This window comes from Vibrio sp. STUT-A11 (assembly GCF_026000435.1).
GTDB lineage: Bacteria > Pseudomonadota > Gammaproteobacteria > Enterobacterales > Vibrionaceae > Vibrio.
The window spans coordinates 973618-999144 of sequence record NZ_AP026764.1; the positions used below are offsets into that span (position 1 = coordinate 973618).

The window sequence follows — 25527 nt, forward strand, 5'->3', positions numbered from 1 at the left end:
TTCATGATCAAATTGGCATTTTTGTCGAAAGGATGATGTTATTGCTATTTTGTGTGACTTTGATCTCTTTATTAGAGGTTTATAGACGGAGTTTAGGTTAGTTTTGATGGTTTTTGGTTGGAATCGTTTACTTTGAGGCGGCTAGAAGGATGGTGATTAATGATATGTAACTTATTGATAAAAAGGGATTTGATTGAGGGTGGGGCGGAAAGAAAGCCCAACTGAACTCAATTGGGCATGTGAGACAAGGAAGTATAAACAACATGTCGTTTGCGGGCTTAATCCACACGGCGGCGTGCTGAATTGTCAAGCTGGGGTATAAAGTTAGGACCCAAGGAGACACTTCATTATGAATCTCGAAGCATTAAGAATACGAGTGTCGCTTGATCACTGCAAGAGCTTGAAGGTTTAACTGCGTGGTCTTTAGGCTTATTTGCATATTTGTTTATAATTTATATGTGGTTTTTTTGATTTAATTACAATAGGTTATTGTGATTTTATGTCCAATTTTACAACAATAAAATCTTATATTCTCTTTCTGATTTGAGTTAAATATAAGAGGGTATTAGGCCAAATGACGCTCGCCTCAGTATGAAAAATTTATCTGTAAACGTTTCCATGATTTTGGCGCAGCTCACAGATTATTTTGTTCTTTTCATTATGATGCGACGTAAATTTCAGTTTCAAGGTAAGACAAGATGACAGACAAAACGCTGATTGAGCTAGCAGGTAAACAGACTCAACTGATCGTAGAGTTGGGTGAGTATGCGGAGATCCTGCATTGGGGACAGAAGGTAAGCGGTGATCTGGAAGGTTATCGTGTCACTCTGCAACGCCCGGTACCTTATGGACGTTTAGACAAAGACGTATCCATGACTCTGCATCCTGAGCTTGGTCGCGGAGTGTTCAGTAGCCCTGGGGTGGAAGGTCATCGTGATGGGCAGGATTGGGCGCCCGTATTTGTCGTTACCCGAATCGAACGGAGTACAAACTGCATTGCTATCGAGAGTGAAGACGCTATTGCTGGCCTGCGCTTAAAGACCATTTTGCAGATGGATGAGCATGACGTGGTCAAGACCAGTCACACGCTAACCAACATCAAAGCGGGGACGTATCATGTCAATCGTCTTGCTAATACACTTCCGTTGCCAGCGAGAGCAAATGAGTTGATGACGTATTACGGACGCTGGGTACATGAGTTCCAGACGGTCCGTCAACCTTTAACTCAGGGGGGGTACCAACAAGAAAACCGCCGCGGTCGTACCTCTCATGAGCATTACCCTGCACTTGTTGTTGGTACGACTCACTTTGATGAAATGAATGGTGACGTATGGGGATTCCACTTTGCCTGGAGTGGAAACCACAGATTGCGCGCGGATGTGAAAGCTGATGGACGCCGCTACATGCAGGCAGAGGTGATTTATCTACCGGGTGAAGTAGCGCTGGAAGAGGGTGAAAGCGTGACTACGCCTTGGCTATACGCAAGCTTCAGCAATGCAGGTTTAAATGGAATGAGCCATCACTTCCACTCTCACGTTCGCGATTCAATTTTACCCCGCAACTTTAGCGTAAAACCACGTCCAATTCACTTGAATACCTGGGAGGGGATTTACTTCGACCATGATCCGCAATACATCATCTCGATGGCATCTCAAGCGGCAGAAATGGGTGTAGAGCGATTCATTATTGATGATGGCTGGTTCAAAGGTCGCAATGGTGACAAAGCTGGGTTAGGGGACTGGTTCTTATGTGAATCCAAGTATCCAAAAGGTTTGCAACCGATTGTGGACCACGTAAATGTATTGGGTATGGAGTTTGGGTTGTGGTTTGAGCCAGAAATGATCAACAAAGATTCTGACTTGTACCGCACGCATCCAGATTGGTTACTTGCAGTCGATGGATACGAGCAGCCGACAGGTCGTAACCAGTACGTGATTAACCTGCAAAATGATGACGCCTTTAACTTCTTGTTCGAAAGATTGGATCACTTCCTGTCGAGTTACAACATTGCTTACATCAAGTGGGACATGAACCGTGAAGTTGTTCAGCCTGGTCACCTTGGTCGAGCGGCAGCGCACAGTCAAACTCTACGTTACTACGAGTTAGTGGATAAAGTGCGTGAAAAGCACCCTCAAGTAGAGATTGAATCGTGCGCGGCGGGTGGTGGTCGTATTGATTACGAAGTACTAAAACGTACCCATCGTTTCTGGGCTTCAGACAACAACGACGCTCTTGAACGTCAAACCATTCAACGTGGTATGAGTTACTTCTTCCCACCTGAAGTGATGGGAAGCCATATTGGAGCCAGTCATTGTCACAGTACGCGTCGTCGTCACAGTATAGAATTTCGCGGGCTAACCGCTCTGTTTGGTCACATGGGTATCGAGCTTGATCCAGTGAAAGAAGAACAACAAGAAAAACAGGGGTTTGAGCGTTACATCAGGCTACACAAAGTATTGCGTCCGTTGCTACACACTGGTAGAACATGGAGAGTGCCAACGGATGATAAAGTACATCAGATTCATGCGGTTGTTTCTGAGGATCAATCTGAGGCTGCCGTAATGATCGCCCAGCTCGCGATGCCGACCAATTCACTCAGCGGGCATTTACGCGTGCCGGGTTTGGATCCAGAGGGGATATATCGTGTGTCGGTGTTAGATAAACCTTCTAACTACGACGATATTGTCAATTATCAGCCCCCATGGACAGAGTCTGAATGTGAACTCTCCGGTGCGTGGTGTGCGGAAGTGGGTTTAACCATGCCAATTTTAGATCCAGAGACTGCGATGTTAGTGAAGTTTGATCGGGTTTGCGAATAGCACCATAAAACGAGACCTTAATTGATTCCCGAGCTGTTTATTCAAGCCGCACAGACATTAAGTTTGTGCGGCTTTTTGCGTGCATTTAAAAACGTATTCATTAAACCGTTTTCACTGAGATTTGTTTTAAGTTGTTGATAGTTAGGTGTATGTTTTATTTCTTATCCAAGTTCAAAGACAAAAATAGTGTTCCATATCTCATTTTGAGAACTTGATTGTAAACGTTTCCATGAAGTGGTTGTGGATCACAGTAAGGCAGTAGGTGTGTGAGTAACATTATCATCGAAATATAAATACAATACGTCGACGTTATGGATTCTAGTTAGGGGAATGCATAGCAGTACGGCACTAAGGAAAGATTATGTCTGATAAAATTACTCTACAAACCAAGGCTTCATACGGTCTTGGTGCACTTGGTAAAGACTTTGCCTGTGCTCCTATCTATATCTTCTTAATGTTTTATTTTACTGATGTGGCAGGTTTGTCTGCAGCATTTGTTGGTACCATCTTTCTGGCGGCTCGTATCGTAGATGCAGTCACCGACCCTATGATGGGGGTGATCGTAGATAACACGCGATCACGATTTGGTAAATTCCGCCCATGGATTGTGATTGGTACGCTATTAAACGCAGTGGTATTGGTTGGTCTATTTAGTACTCATATGTTCGAAGGTACCGCTCTCTACATCTATGCGGCGGCGGCCTACATCTTATGGGGACTGACTTATACCATCATGGATATTCCATACTGGTCAATGATTCCAGCGTTATCTAGCTCTCGCGAGGAACGTGAGAAGTTAGTCGTTTGGCCTCGTCTGTTCGCTAGCCTTGCATGGTTCATCACGGGTACTTATGGCTTACATATTGTGGGTGAGTTAGGTAACGGTAACCAAGGTGATGGTTTCTTTAACGTGGCAATGCTGATTGCGGTACTGTTTGTTATGAGTGCATTCCTGATTGCACGTAACGTAAAAGAGAAGGCTGTACCTACAAATGCAAAAACTGCAGAAAAATTTAACTTCAAAGATGTGCTGGGAATTATCGGTAAGAATGACCAGCTAAAAGCACTGATTGGTACGGTTCTTTCATTCCAAATTGCAAACCTTTTGGTTGGTGGTTTTGCGATTTACTACTTTTCTTACGCATTAGGTGATGCGGAATTATTCCCTGTATACATGATGGTTGCAGGCGCTGCAGAAGTGGCAGGTGTCTTCTTATTCCCTCGTATAGCGGCAGCACTTCCACGTAAAAACCTATGGCTAATTGCTTGTGGTTTCCCTGTTCTTTCTTGTCTGCTGCTGCTCGTTATGGGTTTCATTGCTCCGGCAAATGCGCTAATGATTGGTATGGCAGGTGCTGCAATTAAGTTTGGTGTGGGCATTGCAAACGCACTGCAAACGGTAATGTTGGCTGACGTCGTTGACTATGGTGAGTACAAAACAGGTCGTCGTAGTGAAAGTGTTATTTTCTCAGTACAAACCATGCTTGTAAAATTCGCTGGTGCAGCTGGTGGCTTCATTGTTGGTGTAGGTCTGTCGGTTGTTGGTTACGTACCAAACGTGGAGCAATCAGAAAGCACGATTATGGGGCTTGAGTTTATGATGATTGGTTTGCCTGCAATCATGATGATTATCAGCGGTATTATTTACCGACGCTACTACCTCTTACACGACGGTTTCAATAAAGAAGAACTCAAGTCAAATGAACAAGTTGAACCTGTTTCAGTAGAAGCTTAGTATTCTCCAAGTTCAGTACATTTGGCTACAAATTTAATCTATGACGGGAGGCTTTTTAGCCTTCCGTTTTTTACTGCGCGATAGAGATCCCAAACGTCTCGGTCTTATGAAATTCGTAACAAGGTTTTGTCCAAAAACGTGCTAGAAACTGCTCAGACTTTAATGTTATTTTCAAGACATCAATATCAGAACAGATCAAATTTAAGCTCTCGTAACGTTATTGAGGGTTTTAAAGTTACCCATTTCCGGTAAAGCTTGATTAGCCTCCGACAAACCGCAGCGCAGTATAAGTATCCATTAGTTTTTATTTATCGGTATCAAGGTGAAAAAACTTTCCTTGTTTAGAGTTTCTTCGGCGTTAGATTAAGTGAGATCGACAATTATTTGTACTAAGTTATCAGGGCATGTGAAGAAAGGTTCATGACCTGAATCTAAATACATTACTTGGGTTATGTTTGCTCTTTCAGCCATCATTTCTTGTAGCTGAGGGGCAATCGCTAAATCCTCTTCGCACACGATATATGCTCGAGAATCCGTTTAGATTTAATTCTCAACTTTCTTTTGGGGAGAAGCCAAAGGTTCGTCGAAAAGCATTAGAAATTGCACTTTGTGAAGTGTAACCTACTTTACTCGCCGCTACGGATCTCTCAATTGTATTCAACAAAATAAATGTTTTATTTTTATGCAACCTATTGAGTTATGGTGTGGCATAGGTATAGAGTGAATGAGGTCTAAGAATCAAAAGGATGAGTATTCTATGCGCATTGGACTTGTTGGTTACGGTGTTGGTGGTCAGTATTTTCACGCACCTTTTATTGAAGCATCAGAAGAGCTAGAACTGACAGGCATTGTTGCCCGGTCTGAATCTAAGCGGGTGCAAATAGAAAAAGATTTCCCCGGGATGCCAGTCTTCGACAGCTTAACCAGTATGATTAAATCAGGTACTGTGGATGCTGTTACTATTACGACGCCTCCTGAAACGCGTAGAGATCTCGTATTAGAAGCGATTGAGGCTGGTGTGCATGTTGTTGCCGATAAGCCGTTCGCGCCTAGTGCTCAAGTTGCTCAAGGGTTGATTGATGCAGCAAACGACAAAGGCGTTCTTTTGTGTGCTTTTCATAATCGTCGATTTGATACCGATGTACGAACCTTACGCAAAGTGATGGACGAGGGACATTTAGGTCGTATATGGCGAATGCATTCTCGTTTAGATTGTGATGAGCCAGCTACGCTTGAAGTCGGTCCAACTGGAGGTTTATTACGTGATCTAGGTAGTCATGTCGTAGACCAGGCGATTTATCTGCTTGGCCCAGTTACTTCCATCCATGCACATCTAGATGAAGTTGAACTTCCTGAGGGTCCTACCAACGCGAGCTTTGCCCTGACGTTGAAGCATAAAAATGGAGCGACATCGTTCTTATCAGCCAGTAAGTTGAATCGTGTTCAGATGAAAGAGTTCCTTGTTTATGCAGAGAAGGGGAGTTTTCAATCTCAAATGTCTGATGTTCAGGCTCAGGCCATATTTGATGGTAAACGTCCGGTCAATGACCCTCAAAATTGGGGGTACGAAGTTGAAACACGCTGGCCATTACTGCGTAATCAGAGTGGCGAATACGCTATTGCTTCAGAGCAAGGCGCTTATTTTGAGTACTATAACCAATTCGCCAAAGCGGTTACTGAAGGCAAAGAGCCGCCAGTGTTGTCCGACGAAGTCCTGCAGGTGCTAAAAATTCTTGATGCTGCCGTCGTGAGTGCCAGAGAAAACAGAGTAGTAGATATTCATTAACCTGGTTTGCCTTTAGTGTTGGTAGCTAAAGCCCCTCACTAGTTTTAGCCGTTCACCAACACTTAGCGTCATTTCTGTCAGTAATTCGTCAGTGCGATCTACGTTAGCCCACCTTTATCCAAGTAAGAGAACGATATAGAAGCAGACTTTACGGTTCATGCTCATTGTCGTTGATATCAGTTTATTCAGGTAAGTGGGTACTCTAGTCAAAACTCTAGTATATTACACTCGAAAGTATATAAGTAATAAAATGCTTTAATTACTTATGAAGAACGTCCTGAACTTCTTTTTCCTTCAGCTTTTTATTCATCGCATTAACAAAGACTTTAAAAATTAAACCGCTGACTAAGCTACTCAATGTAATAGTAAAAAAGAGTGAAACCGTCCAGTCGGCAAGAATATAGTCACTGATGATGATTCTAGGTTGGTAAATTGCAACACCAAGAATTGCCACCCAATGCTTCATGCAATAAAAGCATTTGAACAGGTAACTGATCATATGGCCGCACTTACTCGCAATATTCTGAAGTGGTACAAATAACTCGGTTTGAGTCATGGTGATTGAGATGCTTGACGCAGCGACAGCAATAGCAAAACAAATCCATAGGCTTGCTGCCTGCGGTGTATTAAATAACTCGATCATGAAAATCCAACTTATAGGCATTAATGTATCATCAAAAGATACATTAATGCCTTGTGTGATATCAACCACAAAACGATGAGGGTTAAAGAGCCTTAACGGAACTATTTCTTGGTGTTATGAGCGTCGTATTGGCGAATAAACTCGTCACTTAATGAAGCAAGCGTCACCTGTGACAAACGTTTAAGCAGCAATTCTTCTGCTTCTTTTAGAGCTTCGTTCAAAGTGGTATTGACAGACTTTTCTACGATGCAGTTGGGATTGTGATTGTCAAACCCAATAGAGAACACCTTCGGTTCGCCAAGGGCTTGGTATATGTCGAGTAACGTAACACTTTCTAAGTTACAACTGATTGACCATCCGCCGTTTTTCCCTTTTGTGGAGCGAATGTAACCAGCTTTATTTAACCCAGTCATTGTTCGACGGATAACAGCAGATTGAGTGCCCAGCATAGTCGCGAAATGTTGAGAGCTCATTGGTTTGTCTTCGTTGACAAGATGAAGCAGTATATGAAGTACTCTTGATAAACGGCTGTCTAAATTCATAGTCTTACATGATTAACTCAATAAGATGGTTATCTTACCAATATTGTCGCCATGCGGCTATTTATCGTAGAAGAATGCTCTTAGTCGAAAAATTTTGCTATTGAACATCCTCAGGTGCGAGGATTTTTGAACTAAAAACCCCCGCTACCATACAGGTAGCGGGGTCAGATAAAGGTATCTAACTCAACACAAATTTTTTAAGATTTAAGTCCTGCCGCTGTCATTAATAAGCGAAATCCCATTGATACAGCCCCAAGTGCCACAACACTTGCTGCCCAAATCCCAATCATCCAGGCCCATTGTTCAATTCCGCGTTTAATATTCATCATTTGCCCTCAATTTTAATATTAATGGTAGGCTTCGCCTTCTTTCACTTTTCCGGAAAATACGTAATAGCTCCAGAATGTGTAGGCCAGGATCACGGGTAAAATCATAACCGCGCCAAACAACATGAAGCTCTGACTGATTTCTGGTGCTGCAGCATCCCATATTGAGATATGAGGTGGGATGATGTTTGGCCAGATGCTAATACCAAGTCCGGCAAAGCCAAGAATGACAATGATTAACGCCATAATAAACGGGCTGCGTTCTTTGTGATGCTTGACAGAGTCGATGATTTTTAAACATACAAGTGCTGTAATCACAGGCACCGGAATCAAGTAGTACAAGTTAGGTGTTGAAAACCAGCGTTGAGCAATCGATGGAAATGCCAGCGGAGTCCAGGCACTAACAATGACCAAGGAAGCGACCATCGCTGCCAGCGTTTTGTTGGTAAAACGGAACATGGTCTGTTGCAGTTCACCTTCCGTTTTCATAATTAGCCACGTACTGCCTAAAAGGGCGTAAGTTGCAATAAGTGCAAAACCACAGAAAATAGGAAATGGTGCAACCCAATCTAGTTGCCCTCCGACAAACAGGCGGTTTTCTACCTCAAATCCCTGAATGACAGAACCCACGACGACACCCTGAAAAAACGTGGTGAATATCGAACCGACCATAAATGAACGATCCCAAAATTGCTGGTGGTTTTGTAGTGCTTTAAAACGAAATTCAAACGCGACACCACGAAAGATTAACGCGACCAACATTAGGGTTAATGGAATGGTTAGTGCTTCAATAATAACGGCGTACGCAAGTGGAAATGCGCCATATAGTGCTGCGCCACCCAGTACAATCCAGGTTTCGTTGCCATCCCAAACAGGGGCAACGGTATTGACCATGACATCTTTCTGTTTGTCGTTCTTAACAAATGGCATCAGGATGCCGATTCCCAGGTCAAAGCCGTCCATCACGATGTACATGAGTGTCGCAAATACGACGATTGCGAACCAAATCACGGATAAATCAAAATACATATTCTTTACCTTAACTTGCTGTCTTATGAGGCTAGATACGACCTGAAATGGTGTTCATTTCATGGTGCTCATGATCCGGTGCATCGGGGCCTTGCTTAATTTGGCGAATCATATAGTAGTAACCAAAACCAAACACCGAGCTGTAAACAACAAAGAAGCAAAGCAGGCTGATGCTCATTTGTAAATCGCCATGTGCAGAAACGGCATCACGCGTTTTTTGCAGTCCATAAACGACCCATGGCTGACGACCAATCTCTGTGGTGAACCATCCCGCAAGAATGGCTATCAGTCCAGATGGCCCCATGAATATTGAAAATTTCAGGAACCAGTGAGTGGAATACAGAGCGTTTTTACGACGCAGCCATAAACTGTAGAAACCTTGAATAATCATTAGCATACCCAGTGCAACCATGATTCTGAATGACCAAAATACAACCGTAGAATTGGGACGTTCATCTTTTGGAAAATCCTTAAGCGCAGGGATAGGCTCAGTCAGGCTGTGGCGCAGAATTAAGCTGCCGAGTACCGGGATTTCCAACGCATAATCTGTTTTCTCCTGTTCCATATTTGGGATACCGAACAGGATTAACGGCGTAGGCTCACCATTGGCGTTTGACCAATGTCCTTCGATGGCTGCAATTTTTGCAGGCTGATGCTCTAACGTGTTTAAACCATGAGCATCACCAACGAGTGCTTGTATTGGAGCCACTATAACCAGCATACCCAGCGACATAGAGAACATCTTCTTAACCGCTGAGCTACGCTGTCCCTTCAATAGGTGCCATGCAGCAGACGCTCCAACGAAAAGGGCTGTGCTAACAAAAGCGGCGATGCCCATGTGCATCAAGCGATAAGGGAAGGATGGGTTGAAAATAACTTCAAACCAGTTAACAGGTACAGCTCGACCATCTACGATCTCATAACCTTGCGGCGTCTGCATCCAGCTGTTTGAAGACAGAATCCAGAACGTTGACATAATGGTGCCTAAGGCAACCATAGACGTTGCGAAGAAATGAAGTTTTTCTCCGACTCTGTTCCAACCAAAAAGCATGACACCGAGGAAACCGGCTTCAAGAAAGAAAGCCGTTAATACTTCATAGGTGAGAAGCGGGCCGGTTATGCTACCAGCAAAGTCAGCAAAACCACTCCAGTTAGTACCAAATTGGTAAGCCATAACCAGGCCGGATACCACGCCCATACCAAAGTTTACGGCGAAAATTTTCGACCAATAGTGGTAAAGCGTTTTGTAATCCGGATCACGAGTTTTGAGCCATAATCCTTCAAGCACAGCCAGATAAGTGGCCAAACCAATGGTTATAGCGGGAAATATAATGTGGAAAGAAACCGTGAAAGCAAACTGTATTCTTGCCAGCATAAATGCGTCGAGGCCAAACATAAACTTCCTTTGAGCTTAATCATTATTTAGGGCGCTATGTTAAAGGTTGGTTTTGTTCGGCAGTAGATACAGAAAAAGTGGATAAACCTATAACAGATTTTTTATTTAAGTGTTATTTTTTAATAACAGTGATTTATTGTTGAGGTTTGGTTTTGGCGAAATATCAAGATTTGGTGGATCAACTCAAAAGGCAGATTCAATCGGGTATTTGGAACCCGGGTGACAAGCTTCCATCGTTGAGAAAACAGTCTGAACACACAGGAATTAGCTTGATGACGGTGTTGCACGCGTACCAATTACTAGAGTCTCAAGGGTGGATCGTGTCTCAATCACGCTCAGGATATCGGGTGGCTCCAAGCGTGAAAAAGCTAAACACACAACAATCACCTGCAGCCGTTTCTTCGGTTGAACAGGTTGATATTAATGAGTTTATATTTGAAGTCCTGCAGGCAAGTAAAAACCCTCAATTGGTGAATTTCGGTTTTGCCTATCCAAGTCCGGATTTATATCCACGTTATCATGTGACTCGTGCTTTGGCGGCTGCGGCGCGCAATATGCCGATATCAAATACATTTGACAATTTTCCGCCAGGTAATGAACAGTTAAGGTCGATCATTGCCAAGCGATATGCGGCAAAGGGCGTTGAAGTTTCACCAGATGAAATTGTGATTACTGCAGGAGCGTTGGAAGCGTTAAATTTGAGTTTACAAGCCTGTACTCGTCCTGGGGACTGGGTTGTTGTTGAGTCGCCAACATTTTATGGCGCTTTGCAGTCATTGGAACGTCTGGGGCTGAAGGCTCTATCCATTCGAACAGACCCGTATACGGGCATTGATTTGGACTCACTTGAGAGCGCGTTGCAAACCCACGATGTGAAGGCGTGTTGGTTGATGTCTAATCATCAGAATCCGCTTGGCTATACGTTATCAAATGAAAAGAAGAGGCGTGTGGCTGAATTGATGCAAAAGTATCACGTCGCACTGATTGAAGATGATGTTTACAGTGAACTGTATGAGGGTGATGAAGCGGTAAGCGCAATGCGGACGTACGATGATTCAGGTAATGTCATGCTGTGTTCTTCGTTTTCAAAATCTTTAATCGCAGGGTTACGTATTGGCTGGGTTGCGGCAGGCAAACGCGCGATTGAGATACAGAAGCTGCAATTAATGAGCACAATGGCCACCAGCGCACCGATTCAAATGACCCTGGTCCAATATTTGACTAGCCGAAATTATGAGTTGCACCTTAAGCAGTTGCGTAAAAAACTGACTGAACGTAAAAAGAAAATGGCTGAAGTGCTGCAATCACTGCTGCCAAATGAGGTGAAGATTATTAGCCAGCGAGGTGGGTATTTTATTTGGCTCGAACTGCCTAAACATCTTGATGCGATTCAAGTATACCGCGAAGTTTTAAAACAAAATGTCAGTATCACGCCCGGTAAGATGTTCAGTTTGACGGACCAATATAACCACTGTATTCGGCTAAACGCATCGTTTGAACTTGATAATATTCATATACGAGCACTCGACGTTTTATCAGGTTGTATTACCGCGTTAATCGAAGGGGGAGAAAATTAGTGAGTAGAAGCTATTCCACACGGGATGTAAGAGCACAAGAAAGTTTTGAGTATTGGCAGAACCTGGTCGGTTCAACTTATTCGGCGTTCACAAAAAATAAAAATCTGACGGAAGGAGATTTTCAGGGAGAGCTATCGGTGAAATCTTTAGGGCGAAGTGCTTTGATCACTCGCATAAACTCTACACCGATGGAATACCATGAAACGGAAGAAGCAAGTTATACAGACGACTATTTTATCTGTTTATCGCTATGCCCTTATGCTCAACTAACTCAAAATAATACAACGACGGAACAAACGATCGGCGATATTGTTGTTTATGATAATAATCAGCCATTCTCATATTGCTTCCCTCAGGGTGATAACCAAATTGTTATCTCGGTCCCTCATTCAGTGTTTAACGCAAAAATAAACAGTGCAGACTCTTTATTAAATAAGACATTGAAACATGACTCACCATTAGGGCGTTTCGTGGGTTCAATGATTCAGCAAGCATGGGAAAGTGAAGAGCAGGAAGATATTGTTGGCGATAAGATGCTTTTTGCTATTTTATCTATGTTGAGCAGTGCATTTGAAGTCGCTTCACCTGAATGCGATCGAGCTATTCGGCGAGATAAGAAAGATAACCTGACATTGGTTCAGCAGTTCATTATTGACAATATTGGTGACCACTCCTTGTCTGTTGAGTCCATTTCTCAACAATTTCATATGTCTTCAAGAACATTGAGCCGATTGTTCAGTAAGGAAAAGACTTCTGTTATGCGATGGGTATGGCAGCAAAGGATTAAAGCAAGCTATAAGTGGGTAATGACTAAGCCAGATGTGCCTATCAGTGATATTGCACACCAACACGGTTTTTCTAATATTTCTCACTTTAGCAAGATGTTTAAAGAAACATACGGCGTTACGCCTTCACAACTTCGCCAGGGTTAAACTTGGCATTCAGAGCAAACAGGTTGTCCTTTAGAGAGTAACGTTTGGACTGAGCTGTCATTGATAATTCCATCATGTTTAATGACGCTGCCGTGTGCAGCGTATGAGAATCATCGGAATAACAATGAAAGCATTAGTCGCCAAGCAATTAGGTACTCAACCTGTTCTTCACATTGAAGAACGCTCAATTCCTCAAGCTAAGCCAGGGTTTTCGCTGGTGAAAATGCATGCCGCAACGGTAAACCCTCTATCGAACCAGATTCGAATGGGTGGCGTACCGGCTGCCAAAGCCCCGTTAGTATTAAGCAATGATGGTTCTGGTGTCATTGTAGAAAGTGAGCACTTTAAAACGGGTACGCCTGTGGCTATTTATGGTGGCGGTGCTTTGGGTATTACCGAAGATGGCTTGCATCAACAATTCGTATTGGTAGAAGACAAATGGATTGTTGAACTTCCGGTTGGTATTGATCTGGATATCGCTGCGGCGTTGCCAATTAATTACGTATCTGCGTATCAGGCAATTAGTCGGGTGGGCCAACTTAAAAAGGGACAAACAGTACTGATTTCGGGTGCGACAGGTTCTCTTGGCCACGCTTTAATACAGCTGGTAAACGCATTAGGAGCAACACCGATTGGCGTTGTTTCAACCAACGGGAAAATAGCCAATGCGCTGGAATCTGGCGCGAAGCATGTTATTGACCTTTCTTCTCAAGATATGGTTTCAACAGTAATGGAACTCACGCAAGGCAAAGGTGTGGATTTAGCTTTTGATACTGTAGCGGGTGAAGTTTTAGGCCAACTAATGAAGTGCCTAAAAACCCGAGGTGCCGTTGTTTCTATTGGTTTTGCTGGTGGCTTTACTTCAGAAATCGATATTGTTGATGTTGTTGTTTACGAGAAAAAACTGCTTGGATTCGATGCACATTTAGAAACAGATGAAGACGTGGAGCATGTATTCCATGTCCTAAAAATTCTTTTAGAGCAAGGCAAGATCAAACCTCGAATCGACAGTGTATTTCCACTGGAAGAGTACGAACAAGCTTATCAACATTTAATTTCGCGTCAGGCGCAGGGAACGATTCTGCTCCAGCTAGACCAAGAAAGTGAATGATAGCTATGACTACCTGAAGTGTAGTGACTTGGCTTTGCTGAACAAGTATTTGTCTTTTTTAGCCAAGTATTCACCTTCGGAGTGAGTATATTAGTGAGTAAAGGAATACAAATAATCAGGACGGACTCAATGACTAAGATAGTTGTGAAGGAATATATCGAACTTAACCACAAGCTAGAACACGGGATGGAAACTTATCCGGGGCTTAGCCATGTCGAAGTGTATGACCACTTCCCTCGATTTGGCAATAATGCTCTTATTGACGGCATTAATTTACTGGGTATTTCCGGTACGTACATCGATGCGCCTTATCATGAAGACCCGGATGGCGACAAAATTTGTGACTACCCATTAGAAAAGTTAGCGCACCTTCCGCTTATTGTTGTGAATAAGCCAGACAGCAGAGTCTCTTTTGAAGTGGAAGATTTTGAGCGCTTAAATGTAACCGGTAAAGCGGTACTGCTTAACAGCAAGCATGACCAGTTTTTTGGTAAGGAAGAGTACGGAATCAATACGCCATACCTTTCTGTTGAAGCGGCTGACTATTTAGTTGAGCAAGGCGTTGTTCTGGTTGGGATAGATTCTCCGTTGGTTGATAACATCGAAACCTCTGAATCAGCGATTCCGGTTCACAACATTCTACTGAGCAACGGCATTGTGATTTGTGAAGATATGACCAACATAGCTGCCGCAGAAGGCAAAGATGCTTATCTGACTGCGGTTCCTCCTCGTGTTCCACTTGCTAGTTTTCCAGCACGTGTATTTGCAACAGTTTATGAGTGATACAGCGCTTAGTCTGTATTTCAATTTAAGGTAATTTATTATGTCTGTAGAAAATAACAAAACCCTTCGACTACTCATGCCGCAATGGCAAGGCGGAAACAATCACGCTTACTATTTCGGTGCTCAGTTGCTGGCCTGGTTAGCGCCTGAAGCGAATGGTCCGGTTGAACAAGTGAACGTCACTTTTGATGAAAACCACCAGTTAGAGAATGAAAATGGAATTGTTGGTCGCTCAGAGATCATCCCTCAAATTCAACACTCAAAAGAGCTAATTGAAAAGCATTCTCCAGATAGTTTGGTCGTACTGGGCGGCGATTGCCTGGTCGATTTAGCACCATTTGCTTACTTGCAAGAAAAGTACGGCGATGACCTAGGTATTCTTTGGGTGGATGCTCACCCGGATATCATGACATCTGAAGAATTTGAACATTCTCATGCGTCGGTATTACGTGCTCTGATGGGTGAAGGTGACAGCGATCTGACTAACTTTGTTAGTACGCCAATTAAAACGAACAAGATTATGTACGCTGGAGTTAATAACGAAAGCGAGTTTGAAGCGAACTTCCTGAAAGACCGCAACATGCGAGTGTGTCGCCCGGAAGAGATTCAAAGCGAAATTACTTCGATTCAAAAATGGGTAGAAGAAGAGAACATTAAGGTACTGGCGATTCACCTTGATCTTGATGTGCTTAGTATCGCGAACTTCGGCTCATTGTTGTTCAAAAATCCAAATGTGCCGGCAGATGCCTATGAAGGGATCGCTCAGGGGCAGATCACTCTGGAAGACGTTGTAAAAGTCATTAACGTAGCCAGTGAAAACACCGAAGTTGTGGGCTTGGGTATCGCTGAACACTTGCCATGGGATTCATTGAACCTGAAGAACATGCTCGAAAAGCTGCCTTTGGTGGGTAAAAAACAAACGTATTTTCCTGTAATTGTTGTGTGTTCGCATATGGGTAAGCGGCCTTAGGGTTGCTTACCTTTTTTTATGATGATTTTTGCAGAATTACCTTGTCAGCTCTCTTGGTGAATAACCAAATTGCTTTTTGAAGGTACGGCTGAAATGAGACAAATCTTTATAGCCGAAGGTGAGTGCCGCTTCTGTAATATTGGTGACGCGTTTATTGGCTAATGCGTCATAAGCACAGGATAAACGCTGTGACTGTAACCAGTTGCGAGGGGTCTCTCCCACTTCCGCAAATAGTCTGCTGAGTGTGCGCAGAGATATCCCTTTTTCAGACGCGACGCTTTCAAGGCTTAACTCTTCATCAGTAATATGACTACGGATATAAGTTTTAATTTCGTTCAGTAGCTTGTTGTGAGACGTCATAGAATGATCAGTCGTTGTTGCGCGGTCGATGGCTGTTGTCAGCATATCGAGCGTTGGCACGATAAAATCATCTTCATTGATAAGGTCAGGAGATGACGCGATAATCGATGTTTCGTTCATCAGCGATTTAATTAATCGGCCAAAAGACGATTGATCATTCAGTACGGTACCACCCAGATTATCCAATCGAGTTACTTTGGCCTGAATTAAAGGGCGCGGTATTCGCAAAAGCATCGCTTTATATGCTGAAGTGTAATTGAATGAGTATGGTTTGCCTGAATCATAGATCAGAATGTCGCCGACTTGGTGTGCTACCTGACGCTCATTCTGCTCGAAATAACCTTCGCCTTCTAACATCACTGATAGAAAAATATCTTCTCTGGGAACAGAGCGTAAATCTGCAGCTCGTCGATCATAGCGGATGCTCTCAGAATCTACGTGACTTAATTCTGTTGACCCCACGTGTTGAACTGACGTTGTGGCTTTGAACTGAGCCGTATTACTGGCTACTCCCAAACACGGTGCATAGTGCTTGGTCACCACATCGTTCCAGTAGTTGAATCGATCTTTTTGCTCTAATGTGTCAGTCGAGAAAATAGTGCTCATAATCCAGGTATTCCCAGCTATAACTAGTTATTAGCTTTAAAGCAATATAAGTGCCAGTAGCAAAGATTCGCTAGAACTCTATGGGCGAAAAAGGTGCATATTGCATAAATAAAGGGAAAACAGTGAGATAGTACGGCTGACAGCAAGACGGCAAATTAAAGAGGCTTGACGAAAACTAAAAAAACGCACCCCATTAGTGCTATTTCACCTTGGGAGTGCGTTTGTGATTTGTTGTGTTCAGTGTTGGTGCGTTAACTTTCTAACTCAGTTGGTACTGTATAAGATTCGGTTTCGTTCGATTCTGAAAGAAGAATTGAACTGGTCACCATGAGTAGCGCGATACCGTCCGTCACAGTCAGTGATTGGTCGAAGAAAAAGATAGAGAAGAAGGTTGATGCCACTGGAATAATTGCAAACGCCATACCCGTTGCACTGGCCGGAATTTTCGTCACACCGTTAAAGAAGCAGAAGTAAGGGACTGCCCACACCAGAATGCCATAGTAGATCATGGTCACTGTGTTTTTACTGTCAAACAGTAGTGATAGGTCAATATCTTTCGTTTCTAGCAGGAACATTAACGGAACGGTAAAGATCATCCCGGTAAAACATACCCCGGTCGCCATAGTCAGAGCCGGAAGTTGTACATCGTATTTTTTCGCTGCGATAACACAACCAGAGGTCGAAAGTGTCGATAGCGCAAGCAGAATAATACCGTAAAGTGATGAACTTCCAGATGTGTCACTAGACGGAATCGTCAGGACCAGTACACCTGCTATTGCGAATAAAATCGCAAAACCTTTACGTGCACTCAATTTTTCTTTAAGTAAGAAATAAGACAGCGCTAGTACTACGGCCGGGGCAATACTCGTAAAGATTGAGGCAGAAATTGCGTTTGAGTATTCAAATCCGTATAGCAGGAATGCGGTATATAAAACAGCACCTAGTAATGACTGTAAGCTGATGATGGCCCATGTTTTTAGGCTGAGTGAAAAGATAGCTGGGGCACCTGTAGCACGCCCAATAATATACAAAAATACAAAACCTATTGCGAAGGTGATCGCAATGAATGTCCATACCGGAATGCTATTCATCGACTCGGCTGCGATGGGGTAACTAATACCAACCAGTAAGTAACACATTAGTACGCTTAAGTAACCTATATTCATAATGATTTCCTCTTTCCTTGAGATGTAAAATCATCATGCCCGCATCGCCCTGCAGTTTCTTGCTCCTACTTGCCAAATTCTAGTGTGTATCGGCCAAAGCTAAGTGAAGAATGTTATTGGAATTATGATGACTTCTTCATATCACTTTGCTCTTCATTCGAATTAAAATACAACGCCTACGGTTTTTATTATCTCCTGTTTGGACCGCTTTTTTCTTGTTTACATAGCTCGATCCAAGCTGTTGCTGTCTTTGGGATATACCTCTCTGAATGCCAAATAAGGCCTAACCGCCAGTCCATTGAGGGTGAAATGGTTTTTACCAAAACTTCCGTGTCGAGGATTCGGTGGCATAGTGGCTGTGGGAGAAACGTAATCCCACTTCCATTTTTGACTAGTGCAACTAAAAAGTCCCATTGGCTGCTTCGCGCTGAAATCTGAGGGGTATATCCAGCTTGGTGGCAACGCTGAAGGATATATTCGCTGAGAGTGAAGTCTTTAGTATACATATAGAAGGGTTCATCTCTTATATCATGCCAAGAAACCAAGGCGTTGTTCTGCCACTTAGCATTATTTGGTACAATAGCCTGTATTTGGTACCTATCCAAAGGTAGAAATGTAATTGCATGATCGGTATGCGTCGGTAACATAGTGATCGCAACGTCCATTTCGCCATTTATTAAAGCTTGCTCTATCTTTCTTCCACCATACTCTAAGATGGTTAATTCTACTTTAGGATACAGTTGTTTATAGCGACGTATTATTCCCGCATAGAGATGCCCAACCATAGGTGGAATCCCCAAGCGAAGGTGACCTCCCTCTAGATGATTCAAATCATCCAGCTCAGCATTAAGTTGTTCCATCGTATCAATTACTTGTAATGCTCTTGCGTAAAAGATTTCCCCTGCATCGGTTAACCAAAATCTTCTTCCATCACGCTGAATAAGTGGCTGGTTTAACGATTGTTCTAAGTTTCTAATCATCTTGCTGATGGTTGGTTGAGTAACAAATAGAGCTTCTGAAGCACGCGTGAAGCTTTGATGTTGAATCAATGTTACAAAGTAACGTAAAGCTTTTATATCCATTTTAGAACCTCAAAAATCCTAACTAAAACCCTATCATTCCATATTGGCATACTTTTAATAATTATAATTCATTTTATGAAGGTAGTAGTGGTCTCTATAATGTGATGACGTTCAAAGATATGATGCGAGGTGGGTCATGGTAAGGTGCTTTCTTACTGTTTTACAGATAGTTGGTTTGTCACTGATATGGCTGGCAGGAGATTATTTAGTCAGACAGTTTCATTTACCCATACCTGCTAATGTAACGGGGATGTTATTGCTTTTGCTGCTTTTGTTGGCTCGAGTCGTTAATGTTAATTGGTTGCGCGATGGGGCAACTTGGCTGCTGGCGGAAATGTTACTTTTTTTTGTACCTGCAGTGGTGGCCGTTGTGAATTACCAATCTTTAGTCGTACATCAGGGGCTGAAAATTTTTGCGGTGTTGCTGAGTAGTACCATTATTGTTATTGCAGCTACGGCGTTAGTCATTGACCGAGTTTATCGATTTGAGCTAAAGCTTGCGCGCCGCAAACGAAGTTGTAATCAGAGCCTTTTAGCAAAAGATATGGAGTCTTAAATGGAGGTATGGGGGCAATACGGAGTCGGTCTTTTTTGTTTGGTTATGACACTGATATTTTATTATTTCAGCAAGTATTTTTACCGACGCAAGCAAAATATTTTGTTAATGCCATTATTTCTCGCTCCGGTTTTATTAATCATTATGGTGGTAGCGTTCAAAATTCCTTACAACTCATACATGGAAGATTCTCATTGGCTGATGTGGATGCTAGGCCCGGCAACGGTGGCATTTTCTATACCGGTGTATGATAACCTTGATCTGATACGACGACATTGGTTATCTATGGTGGTTGGCGTATCCATCTCAGTCATCGTGGCTGTCACAAGTACAGTGATGCTAGCTCGGTTATTTGATTTATCTGAAATGCTTCAACGAAGTTTAGCTATGCGTTCAATAACAACCCCTTTTGCTGTTGAAGCATCCAAATTAATTGGTGGCCAAATCGACTTAACCGCATTATTCGTGGTAATTACTGGAGTCATAGGTATGGTAGTGGGAGAGTCTATATTGACGGTATTGTCTATTCGTTCTCGACTGGGTAAAGGGGTGAGTTTGGGAGCATCAGCTCATGGAGCTGGCACTGCGAAAGCCTTTCAGTTTGGCAACACTGAGGGAGTCATTGCTAGCATAGCAATGATGATAGCAGGAATGGTGACAGTATTGATTGCCCCATTACTTGGCTATATTTTTTGGTAAGTGTGGTGGCACTATTGCACTTACCAATTCAAAGCTTAAAAGCTCCAGCAAAGTACGGAAAGAAGTTAGCCCAACTGCCATTCATTATCTATCTTCATCAAATTAAAGATCGATTTTGCGTTAGCATAATCAAAGGTTCATGTTTAATGCGCACCCCAAGCCAGGCGTTCTAGCTAGCGCAAGCCTACTGATAATGTCTGATCGCCAAGCAATTCTGAAGTATCGTAACTACCAATCGATTTTATCGACTTACATATTAGCAGGGGAAGTGATGGAACTATTTTCTTGTAAGAAAGTTTCTTACTATGCTTTGGTGCCTTAGATATTGTTGTCACAATAATATCAACTTATGGTTGTTTCAACAGAAAAGCCGAAGAGTTAAGAACCGTATTTTACGGCTCTTTTTTGCCCTAAATTTGTCTAGGAGAGCGGTGGCAGTCCATTTTGCTGTTCAAAGTTCACAGGGTTTAGATACCCAAGATCACTGCGCCTTCTCGTCCGATTATACTCAGAGAAGTCCATTCCACATTTCTTACCTTTTTAGCCCGTATAGTCGCCCACTACGCGGGCATTTTTCTATTTAGATATCTTTAGTCATCATCAAACCTTAGAAATTAATCACTTGTTTAAATATTGATTAATTTACGTCATATCGGTTAGTTAGCGAACTCTCTATAATTAATCATACGATTAATAATGAGAGTTAACTTGTGACAGATACCAGCAGAAAAGCAGGTCGTCCCAGCGACAGCATTGACGCTAGACAAAAGCTTATCGACCACGCCCGTGAACTCTTCACTGTTATGGCTTACGACAAGGTGTCTTTTATCAGCTTAATGGTGTTCCCTTTTATCGCCCCTCAGTCGCTCCTTGCCATTCACGGGATAGACCTTTCTGAAGAATTCCTTAATCAATTGTTAGAGCACAACATAAAACTGATGACAAATGGCATGTTACTACCTAACGACCTTCAGGAACATAAACTATGAAAATCAATAAGAAATTACTGTTCTTTCCGGCGCTTGCTATCGGGGTAGTCACGTTAGTGCTTGCCATAAAACTCAAGCCCGATTTGCCTATTAAGCCAGCAAGTGATCGTGCACGTTTGGTTGATACTGTCCCGTTACAACTCCGAGCTATGGCGCCACAAGCGATTGGCTATGGCAAAATTACGCCAAAGGTCGAATGGAAAGCCATCGCTGAGGTGACGGGCAAAATCGTCTACCGCCATCCCAAACTCGAAAAAGGTCAAATTCTTCAAGCAGGAACAGAAATACTGCGTATTGACCCGCTCGATTACGAACTCAAATTGGTCCAAGCTCTGGCGGATCTTAAATCTGCACAAACTTCTCTCGCCAAGCTAAACCAAGAAGAACAAAACCTAAAGGCGACGCTAAAAATTGAGCGCAATCGTTTAGTGATCGCCAACAAAGAGCTAGCACGTAAACAAAATCTACGTGCAAAAGGGCTTACCTCCCAATCGGATGTGGATCAGCAAGAGCAAAGTGCGCTTTCACAACGCAAGCTGGTACTCGACATTGAAAATCAAATCGGTCTGATGCCCGCCGAAAAACGAGTCGCCGAAGCTTTGGTCAAAGTTGACCTGTCTAAAGTGGAAGAAGCGCAACGTTCACTAGAAAAAACCATCATTACTTTGCCCAATGATCTGCGTATTGCTCAAGTTGATATAGAGCAAAATCAGGTCGTTAATCTGCAGCAAACCATGGTAACCGCACACGGCATGGACGTAATGGAAGTCGAGGCTCAACTCTCTATCCATGATATGCACACGCTCGCCTCAAGTATTGGTGAGTTTAATCGTGATGCATCCGGTATTCCCCAGCCAGATATGACCTTTATCGACGCAAGCATTGAATTAAGCAGCGGTAATATGAAAGCGAGGTGGCCTGCGAAAGTGAGCCGTATCAGCGAGACCGTTGACCCAAATCAGGCCACTGCAGGTGTTATTCTGGAAATTCAACAAGATTACCGTCATCTGAACCCAAGCTCGCAACCGCCACTGGTCAATGGCATGTTTGTAAGAGCCTCTATTGAGGGGCAACAAAACCCAAGTTGGGTGATCCCTGAACGTGCATTGCATGGCGATAAAATCTATCTCATGGGTGAGGACAATAAATTGGAGATTAAGCTAGTGTCGGTGCTTTATCGTCGCGATAATCAGGTCGTTATTGATGGGCAATTGGAACAAGGTAACAAACTGATCCTTAACGATTTGCTGCCAGCGATTAACGGCATGTTGTTGAAAGAATCTGATGGTGGCAACGAGGAGTCTCCACAATGATTCGATTCTTCTCTAAACACCCGACAGCCGCAAACCTACTTATGCTTAGCTTGCTGGTCATGGGTATTACATCACTTTCCAACATTAAGCGGGAAACCTTCCCAGAATTCGACCCTCCCTACATAATGGCAGGCGTCGTCTACCCCGGCGCGTCCCCGCAAGAAGTGGAAGAGAGCATCTGTGTTCGAATGGAAGATGCGGTTGATGGACTTGCTAATATCGAAGAGACCCAATGTGAAGCCATTGAGGGATCGGCAAGACTGATCCTCAAACTTAACGACAAAGCCGATATCGGGCGAATGTTGGTCGATGTACAAACTCAAATCAACTCGATCAATGATTTTCCACAGCAGATTGAGTCTCCTGTGGTGCAGGAACTGGACTGGAACGAACCTGTTGTTGACGTAGCCATTACCGCAGATACAAGCTGGCCGGAACTGAAAGCCTATGCAGAACAGCTTAAGCGAGCATTAAAACTCGACTATAACGTATCTCTGGTTGATGTGGCGGGATTTTCTGACCATCAGTTTCGCGTCGAATTAGACTCGCAAGCCATGCGTCAACTTGGCTTGAGTGTCGGTGATATCGCCACTCAAATTGGTCGCCAGAATATTAAATTACCAAGTGGTAATGTTGAAACACCCGACAAGAATTTTCTGATCCGTTTCGATGAAAGACGTATTTCACCGCAGCAACTTGAATCGATCGTCGTTGGCTCTGGACCAAACGGTTCACAGATTCGACTTAAAGACATCGCAACCATTACCGACCGCTTTGAATTAGATGAACAGAAGGTTCTCTTCGATGGCCACCCTTCAGCCCTACTCAAAGTCAGTAAGAACAAAGAAGATGATGCGCTCAGAATCAAGGAGCGTGTCGCGCAGTTCGTAGAGCAGCAACAAGCTATCGCCCCAGACGGCGTCAAATTAGAGCTCACCAATGATCTCTCGTCTGTACTGTGGGATCGTTTAACCATGATGGTTCGCAATGGCTGGCAGGGTATCGTGCTTGTGTTCGCCACCATGTGGTTGTTCTTTAGCCTTCGCTATTCATTCTGGGTGGCAGCCGGCTTACCCGTTGCTTTCCTTGGCGGACTATTCCTGATGGTGCAGCTCGGACTTTCAATCAATATTATGTCATTGGTCGGTCTGCTTATGGCGATCGGTATTATGATGGACGATGCGATAGTTATTGCTGAATCCATCGCCGCTCACCTAGATAGAGGAGAAGATGTCGAAAATGCCGTCATCAAAGGGGTGAAAAAAGTGCTACCCGGCGTTGTCTCTTCTTTCCTTACTACGGTATGTATTTTTGGTAGCTTGCTGTTTTTGCAAGGCGAAATGGGAGCCGTGCTCAAAGCCGTTCCACAAGTGCTGATTCTCGTACTGACGCTGAGTTTAGTTGAAGCTTTTCTTATTCTTCCCAACCACTTATCGCATTCACTGCATAAAGAGAAGAATGAAAAGCCCCCAGCCAAATTTAAAAAGAAACTCCTTGATGGCTTTGAGAACTTTCGCAATACAACCTTAGTCAACGCAGTGGAGAGAGTGGTTGAATTTCGTTACGCCTTCCTCGGTGGTGTCTTAGCCTTATTGTTCATCTCATTAGCAACGTTGGCTGGAGGCTTACTCAAGTTTCAACCCTTCCCAGAACTCGATGGTGATATCGCCGAAGCGCGTATCATTCTGCCGCCGGGCTCATCACTTTCTCAAACCGAGTCCGTGGTTGGTAAGATCGTTGCGTCTGCGCAAAAGCTAGACAAAGAATGGACGCAAAATTTCGAAAACGGTGTGCCACTTATTGAGCATATTACTAGCCAGTTTAATGCCAATGCTGACGCCAATGAGTCAGGGCCACATATCGCCACCGTTCGACTTGATCTACTCGGTGCAGAGAGTCGCAATACCGTTATTGATGATTTCATCGCCGCTTGGCGCCAAGATGTTGGTGAACTGGCCGATCCCATTTCATTGGTCTTTAAACAGCCAACGATGGGGCCAGGTGGACGCGCAATTGAAATCCGCGCCAAACATGATGACCTAGAGGCACTCAAATCCGCCTCAATCGATATCCAGCAATATCTTAACGAATTCGATGGCATACATGGCGTGCTTGACGATATGCGAATGGGTAAAGAAGAGGTGTTAGTCAAACTTCGTCCGGGCGCAGAAACTTATGGTATCAACGGACAATTGGTTGCTAACCAGCTGCGTGCAGCCTTTTTTGGTCAGACCGCGGATGAGATTCAGGTCGGCGTAGAAAATATCTCGATTGAAGTGCGTCTCGATAAAGTTCAAGCGGGCGACCTACAACAACTGGCAAACTTCCCGATCATCATGTCGGATGGCAGTCAGATACCACTGGCAACCATTGCGACGTTAGATTTTCAACGTAACTATGTTCGAATCCAGCGTATTGATGGTTTAAGAACCATTAGCGTATTTGGTGATGTCGACAATACCAAAGCTAACTCAACAGCGATCATCGCTCAATTCCAACGTGATGAAGCGTCAAAACTGGTGGCGAAATACCCGGGGTTACGTTTCGATTTTGAAGGGGAAGCCAAAGATGCCGCTGAAACGGGCGCGTCAATGGGCAAAGGTTTCCTGCTTGGTCTGTTCGGCGTGTTTGCCATACTTAGTTATCAGTTCCGCAGCTATCTGGAGCCTGTAGTAGTAATGCTGGCTATCCCACTTGCCTTCATTGGCGTAGTTTGGGGGCACATATTGCTCGGTCACTCACTTAGCATGCCAAGTATGATGGGCTTTGTCTCCCTAGCTGGCATCGTGGTCAACGATTCGATATTGCTAGTGCAGTATATTCGCCATCACGTCGATGAAGGAGACAGCGTTCACGACTCGGTGGTTAAAGCGAGTCGCGAACGATTCAGAGCGGTGTTTTTGACCTCAATGACCACGGCTGCAGGTTTACTACCTTTACTGACAGAAACCAGTTTGCAAGCTCAGGTCATTCAGCCTTTGGTCATCTCCATTGTGTTCGGCATCTTTGCCTCAACCTTACTGGTACTATTTATGATCCCGGCAGCCTACTCAGTTCTTGCAGACTTCGGTTTGGTGCATAAACACGAGGACATCTGATTAAACAAA

The 25527-nt window shown here is 43.6% G+C and carries 21 protein-coding genes; 13 read left to right on the plus strand and 8 right to left on the minus strand.

What is annotated here, in order from left to right; genetic code table 11:
- Positions 1–698 precede the first annotated feature (698 nt).
- From OO774_RS20040 to OO774_RS20050, 3 genes are all read left to right on the plus strand, one after another.
- Positions 699–2819 (plus strand): alpha-galactosidase, encoded by a 2121-nt coding sequence (locus tag OO774_RS20040; protein ID WP_264906164.1) that lies wholly within the window; start codon positions 699–701, stop codon positions 2817–2819.
- A 361-nt stretch (positions 2820–3180) separates the two neighbouring features.
- Complete coding sequence (melB, locus tag OO774_RS20045; protein ID WP_264906165.1) at positions 3181–4554, plus strand: melibiose:sodium transporter MelB; 1374 nt, start codon at positions 3181–3183, stop codon at positions 4552–4554.
- 757 nt (positions 4555–5311) lie between these two features.
- Complete coding sequence (locus OO774_RS20050; RefSeq protein ID WP_264906167.1) at positions 5312–6340, plus strand: Gfo/Idh/MocA family oxidoreductase; 1029 nt, start codon at positions 5312–5314, stop codon at positions 6338–6340.
- A gap of 259 nt (positions 6341–6599) precedes the next feature.
- Here OO774_RS20050 and OO774_RS20055 read toward each other — a convergent pair whose 3' ends face one another.
- The 5 genes from OO774_RS20055 to OO774_RS20075 all read right to left on the minus strand — a co-directional run bounded on the left by OO774_RS20055 (position 6600) and on the right by OO774_RS20075 (position 10276).
- Complete coding sequence (locus OO774_RS20055) at positions 6600–6983, minus strand: DUF1360 domain-containing protein (protein WP_264906169.1); 384 nt, start codon at positions 6981–6983, stop codon at positions 6600–6602.
- A gap of 101 nt (positions 6984–7084) precedes the next feature.
- Entirely contained in the window at positions 7085–7525 is a 441-nt protein-coding gene (locus OO774_RS20060) for an Rrf2 family transcriptional regulator (RefSeq protein ID WP_264906171.1), read from the minus strand.
- 197 nt (positions 7526–7722) lie between these two features.
- Positions 7723–7851, minus strand: coding sequence for a DUF2474 domain-containing protein (locus OO774_RS20065; protein ID WP_264908668.1), 129 nt, complete (start codon positions 7849–7851; stop codon positions 7723–7725).
- Positions 7852–7872: 21 nt separating this feature from the next.
- Positions 7873–8880 (minus strand): cytochrome d ubiquinol oxidase subunit II, encoded by a 1008-nt coding sequence (gene cydB / locus OO774_RS20070; protein WP_264906172.1) that lies wholly within the window; start codon positions 8878–8880, stop codon positions 7873–7875.
- Positions 8881–8911: 31 nt separating this feature from the next.
- Positions 8912–10276, minus strand: a complete 1365-nt coding sequence (locus tag OO774_RS20075; protein ID WP_264906174.1) for a cytochrome ubiquinol oxidase subunit I — start codon at positions 10274–10276, stop codon at positions 8912–8914.
- Positions 10277–10428: 152 nt separating this feature from the next.
- Here OO774_RS20075 and OO774_RS20080 point away from each other — a divergent pair, with 152 nt between their 5' ends.
- The 5 genes from OO774_RS20080 (at position 10429) to OO774_RS20100 (ending at position 15649) form a co-directional block, all read left to right on the plus strand.
- Entirely contained in the window at positions 10429–11853 is a 1425-nt protein-coding gene (locus OO774_RS20080) for a PLP-dependent aminotransferase family protein (protein ID WP_264906176.1), read from the plus strand.
- A complete protein-coding gene (locus OO774_RS20085) occupies positions 11853–12785 on the plus strand; it encodes an AraC family transcriptional regulator (protein WP_264906178.1) in 933 nt (310 codons plus the stop codon). The genes OO774_RS20080 and OO774_RS20085 overlap by 1 nt, the downstream gene beginning before the upstream one ends.
- A gap of 124 nt (positions 12786–12909) precedes the next feature.
- Complete coding sequence (locus OO774_RS20090; RefSeq protein WP_264906180.1) at positions 12910–13896, plus strand: zinc-binding alcohol dehydrogenase family protein; 987 nt, start codon at positions 12910–12912, stop codon at positions 13894–13896.
- A 129-nt stretch (positions 13897–14025) separates the two neighbouring features.
- The gene (locus OO774_RS20095) at positions 14026–14679 is read left to right on the plus strand and encodes a cyclase family protein (RefSeq protein WP_264906181.1); all 654 of its coding nucleotides are present in this window, start codon (positions 14026–14028) and stop codon (positions 14677–14679) included.
- A 40-nt stretch (positions 14680–14719) separates the two neighbouring features.
- A complete protein-coding gene (locus OO774_RS20100; protein ID WP_264906183.1) occupies positions 14720–15649 on the plus strand; it encodes an arginase family protein in 930 nt (309 codons plus the stop codon).
- Positions 15650–15685: 36 nt separating this feature from the next.
- Here the strand turns inward: OO774_RS20100 and OO774_RS20105 are convergent, their stop codons facing one another.
- The 3 genes from OO774_RS20105 to OO774_RS20115 all read right to left on the minus strand — a co-directional run bounded on the left by OO774_RS20105 (position 15686) and on the right by OO774_RS20115 (position 18863).
- Positions 15686–16615: a helix-turn-helix domain-containing protein gene (locus OO774_RS20105; RefSeq protein WP_264906184.1), complete on the minus strand. Its 930-nt coding sequence runs from the start codon at positions 16613–16615 to the stop codon at positions 15686–15688.
- Positions 16616–16866: 251 nt separating this feature from the next.
- Positions 16867–17781: a DMT family transporter gene (locus tag OO774_RS20110; protein ID WP_264906186.1), complete on the minus strand. Its 915-nt coding sequence runs from the start codon at positions 17779–17781 to the stop codon at positions 16867–16869.
- Positions 17782–17969: 188 nt separating this feature from the next.
- Positions 17970–18863 carry a LysR family transcriptional regulator gene (locus OO774_RS20115; protein ID WP_264906188.1) on the minus strand — a complete coding sequence of 298 codons (894 nt, stop codon included), beginning with the start codon at positions 18861–18863 and terminating at the stop codon, positions 17970–17972.
- A gap of 136 nt (positions 18864–18999) precedes the next feature.
- Here OO774_RS20115 and OO774_RS20120 point away from each other — a divergent pair, with 136 nt between their 5' ends.
- The 5 genes from OO774_RS20120 (at position 19000) to OO774_RS20140 (ending at position 25518) form a co-directional block, all read left to right on the plus strand.
- Positions 19000–19419: a CidA/LrgA family protein gene (locus OO774_RS20120; protein WP_264906190.1), complete on the plus strand. Its 420-nt coding sequence runs from the start codon at positions 19000–19002 to the stop codon at positions 19417–19419.
- On the plus strand, positions 19420–20118 hold the full coding sequence (locus OO774_RS20125; RefSeq protein ID WP_264906192.1) for an LrgB family protein: 699 nt from the start codon (positions 19420–19422) through the stop codon (positions 20116–20118). It abuts the gene before it with no gap.
- 710 nt (positions 20119–20828) lie between these two features.
- A complete protein-coding gene (locus tag OO774_RS20130; protein ID WP_264906193.1) occupies positions 20829–21107 on the plus strand; it encodes a hypothetical protein in 279 nt (92 codons plus the stop codon).
- Positions 21104–22420, plus strand: coding sequence for an HlyD family secretion protein (locus OO774_RS20135; protein ID WP_264906194.1), 1317 nt, complete (start codon positions 21104–21106; stop codon positions 22418–22420). Before OO774_RS20130 ends, OO774_RS20135 begins: the two co-directional genes overlap by 4 nt.
- Positions 22417–25518, plus strand: a complete 3102-nt coding sequence (locus OO774_RS20140) for an efflux RND transporter permease subunit (RefSeq protein ID WP_264906196.1) — start codon at positions 22417–22419, stop codon at positions 25516–25518. The genes OO774_RS20135 and OO774_RS20140 overlap by 4 nt, the downstream gene beginning before the upstream one ends.
- Positions 25519–25527: the final 9 nt, after the last annotated feature.

What these genes read in the sequence shown, in the direction of transcription:
- OO774_RS20040 (WP_264906164.1), top strand. Translation starts at nt 699, where the DNA reads ATGACAGACAAAACGCTGATTGAGCTAGCAGGTAAACAGACTCAACTG.
- melB (WP_264906165.1), top strand. Translation starts at nt 3,181, where the DNA reads ATGTCTGATAAAATTACTCTACAAACCAAGGCTTCATACGGTCTTGGT.
- OO774_RS20050 (WP_264906167.1), top strand. Translation starts at nt 5,312, where the DNA reads ATGCGCATTGGACTTGTTGGTTACGGTGTTGGTGGTCAGTATTTTCAC.
- OO774_RS20055 (WP_264906169.1), bottom strand. Translation starts at nt 6,983, where the DNA reads ATGATCGAGTTATTTAATACACCGCAGGCAGCAAGCCTATGGATTTGT.
- OO774_RS20060 (WP_264906171.1), bottom strand. Translation starts at nt 7,525, where the DNA reads ATGAATTTAGACAGCCGTTTATCAAGAGTACTTCATATACTGCTTCAT.
- OO774_RS20065 (WP_264908668.1), bottom strand. Translation starts at nt 7,851, where the DNA reads ATGAATATTAAACGCGGAATTGAACAATGGGCCTGGATGATTGGGATT.
- cydB (WP_264906172.1), bottom strand. Translation starts at nt 8,880, where the DNA reads ATGTATTTTGATTTATCCGTGATTTGGTTCGCAATCGTCGTATTTGCG.
- OO774_RS20075 (WP_264906174.1), bottom strand. Translation starts at nt 10,276, where the DNA reads ATGTTTGGCCTCGACGCATTTATGCTGGCAAGAATACAGTTTGCTTTC.
- OO774_RS20090 (WP_264906180.1), top strand. Translation starts at nt 12,910, where the DNA reads ATGAAAGCATTAGTCGCCAAGCAATTAGGTACTCAACCTGTTCTTCAC.
- OO774_RS20095 (WP_264906181.1), top strand. Translation starts at nt 14,026, where the DNA reads ATGACTAAGATAGTTGTGAAGGAATATATCGAACTTAACCACAAGCTA.
- OO774_RS20100 (WP_264906183.1), top strand. Translation starts at nt 14,720, where the DNA reads ATGTCTGTAGAAAATAACAAAACCCTTCGACTACTCATGCCGCAATGG.
- OO774_RS20105 (WP_264906184.1), bottom strand. Translation starts at nt 16,615, where the DNA reads ATGAGCACTATTTTCTCGACTGACACATTAGAGCAAAAAGATCGATTC.
- OO774_RS20110 (WP_264906186.1), bottom strand. Translation starts at nt 17,781, where the DNA reads ATGAATATAGGTTACTTAAGCGTACTAATGTGTTACTTACTGGTTGGT.
- OO774_RS20115 (WP_264906188.1), bottom strand. Translation starts at nt 18,863, where the DNA reads ATGGATATAAAAGCTTTACGTTACTTTGTAACATTGATTCAACATCAA.
- OO774_RS20120 (WP_264906190.1), top strand. Translation starts at nt 19,000, where the DNA reads ATGGTAAGGTGCTTTCTTACTGTTTTACAGATAGTTGGTTTGTCACTG.
- OO774_RS20125 (WP_264906192.1), top strand. Translation starts at nt 19,420, where the DNA reads ATGGAGGTATGGGGGCAATACGGAGTCGGTCTTTTTTGTTTGGTTATG.
- OO774_RS20135 (WP_264906194.1), top strand. Translation starts at nt 21,104, where the DNA reads ATGAAAATCAATAAGAAATTACTGTTCTTTCCGGCGCTTGCTATCGGG.
- OO774_RS20140 (WP_264906196.1), top strand. Translation starts at nt 22,417, where the DNA reads ATGATTCGATTCTTCTCTAAACACCCGACAGCCGCAAACCTACTTATG.